General features: G+C 62.3%; 2 protein-coding genes. Both read right to left on the reverse strand.

Annotated elements, in window-relative coordinates; genetic code table 11:
• Positions 1-259: 259 nt before the first annotated feature.
• Positions 260-982: a glucose-6-phosphate isomerase family protein gene (locus BRA62_RS02135; RefSeq protein WP_292364470.1), complete on the reverse strand. Its 723-nt coding sequence runs from the start codon at positions 980-982 to the stop codon at positions 260-262.
• On the reverse strand, positions 979-2,208 hold a 1,230-nt coding region (locus BRA62_RS02140; protein ID WP_292364471.1), incomplete at its 5' end, for a COG1361 S-layer family protein. The genes BRA62_RS02135 and BRA62_RS02140, both read right to left, overlap by 4 nt.

Raw genomic sequence — 2,208 nt, forward strand, 5'->3', positions numbered from 1 at the left:
ACCCGGCCTTCGGCCTCCTCCTCCGCACCTGACGGTGCTCGAACTCCGCTCCTAGCGGAGCGTCGTTCCCCGCCCAGGGGGCGGGGGCAGTCTATGGCGATAGGCGATGCCCCTATGGGACATCGCTGGAGAAAACCGAATTTCTTGAACCTATGACTGGCTGAAGGTGTATAATCAAGTGGAAATTCGTGTATGGATTACACGACGTCGCAAAAAGAACTGGATTTAAGTGCCGTCCGAGACGCCACCCCCGCTCCCTCTACCGCATCACAAGACATCCGCCGGTCACGTCAGAAAAGATCTCCATGAACTGTTCGGGATGGTTCAAGAACGCGACCGATCGCGGCCGCCCGACCAGGTCGTAGAGCCCGACCTCTTTCTCGATCCCGAGTTCCGGGACCTCCACCGGGTCGCAGTAGCGCACCGGCGGGGCGTCGGGGTAGCGCGGGTTCTTCACGAGCGCCCCGCCCTCCATCTCGTAGTAGGCGGCGCCCCGCAGTTCCGCGTAGGGGCCGTAGTTGCTCGCGAACTCCGACGAGACGAGGTTCGCCATCACGAGATCCTCCCTTCCGGGGTTGATCGTCACGTGGCCGTATCCCGGCGGGATCAGGATCTTGTCGCCGGCGGTCCCCTCGATCATCACCACGTCGTCGGCATCGCGGGTCTGGAGGAGGTAGTGGCCCGTCCCCTCGAGCACCTCGTAGATCTCCGGGTAGAGTTCTCCTGCCGGGTTCTCGGTGTGGTAGTGCCCCTTCGTCTTGACGTACTCCCCGCAGAGGGTCCGGGCGGGAATGACGGTGATATCGTAGCGGACGTGGTGCTGCCGGAGCCACTCCCGGTCGCTCTCGCTTTTCGCGAGATCGCGGTACATAAAATAGAGGGGCTGATCGGAGGTGCAGCCGGGATCTGCGAGAACCTCGCGCATCTCCTCGATTGTCCTTGTCTGCGACTCCGGTTTAGGTCCGTCCCAGTACCCGTTCATCTCTGTTTCTTACGGTACACGAATATATAATACCCTGCTCCTGCGATGACGGCCAGAACGGCGACGAGGAAGACCGGATTGGTGAAGATAGCGCCCTCTCTCCGCTCGAGCGCGACCGTTACTTTCATCGTATCCGATATCTTGCTGTTGTCGAGGTCGTCGCGGTAGCGGATCTCGGAGTCGATCCCGTACTTCTTCTCGGTGCCGTCGCCGTCGACGTTCACCTCGAACCGTGCCGTCGCGGTCTGTCCCGGGGCAAGGTCGCCGAGGAAGGCGGTGTCGTCGCTGCTGGTGAAGGGGTCGACGGCGCTGATCCGGGCCTGGGCGTTGTAGACCGTCGCCGCCCCGACATTCTTATACACAACCTCGAGGATGCTCTTCTGCCCCAGGTAGAGCGTCGATTCCGGCGAGACGACCTCGAAGGCGATCTTGCCGCCGACGGGAAGGCCAATCGTCGCCGACCGGGAGGTCACCGACGTCCCCTCGTAATCCTCGTAGGTGACCGCGACGTCCAGCGGGTAGGACTTTGGTTCGGCGGTGTCGGCGACCGAGACCTTGAACTTCACGTCCACCGTCTCTCCCGGCTCGAACGTCCCGACGTAGGCGCTGCCGTCGGTGGGGATGAGCGGGCTCGCGCCGTTCCTCGTGACCTTTGCAATGGCGTTGTTCGCCGTGTCGTGCCCGATGTTCTTCAGGGTCAGGTAGACGTAGCCTTCCGTGCCGACGTTCAGCGACTCGGACCGCACGTCGAGGACCTCGACCTGGAGGTCGGGCGTGACCCGCACGGTGAGCGGCAGGGTTTCGGTCTTCTTCTGGTAGTTGTAGCGGAGGAGATCGCTCCCGTACTCTTCCGCATCCGCAAGGTAGGTGTAGGTGACCTCGAGCGGCAGCACGTAGGTGCCCGGTTCCGCGGAATCCGCCACCTTCACCTCGAACGTGGCGGTCGCGGCGGCCCCGCCCATGATGTCACTTAAGAACTGGGGATCCGTCTTGACGGTGAACGGTGTATCGGTGCCCTTGAGCGCTACGGTAACCAGTTTCGCGGTGTTCGGCTGGTCATCGGGGGTGATGAGCGTCGAACCGACGATCTTGTGGGTATTCAGACCGCTATTGGATATGATAACCGCGAGATTGGTCTCGGCGCCCGGCGCGAACTCATTGGTGCCGGAAATCGTTGCCGACAGATCCGGACTTCCATAGAGGTACTTGGTGCCCTGCGCCGCCCC

This window comes from Methanoculleus sp. UBA208 (assembly GCF_002498065.1).
Lineage (GTDB): Archaea > Halobacteriota > Methanomicrobia > Methanomicrobiales > Methanoculleaceae > Methanoculleus.

What these genes read in the sequence shown, in the direction of transcription:
- BRA62_RS02135 (WP_292364470.1), bottom strand. Translation starts at nt 982, where the DNA reads ATGAACGGGTACTGGGACGGACCTAAACCGGAGTCGCAGACAAGGACA.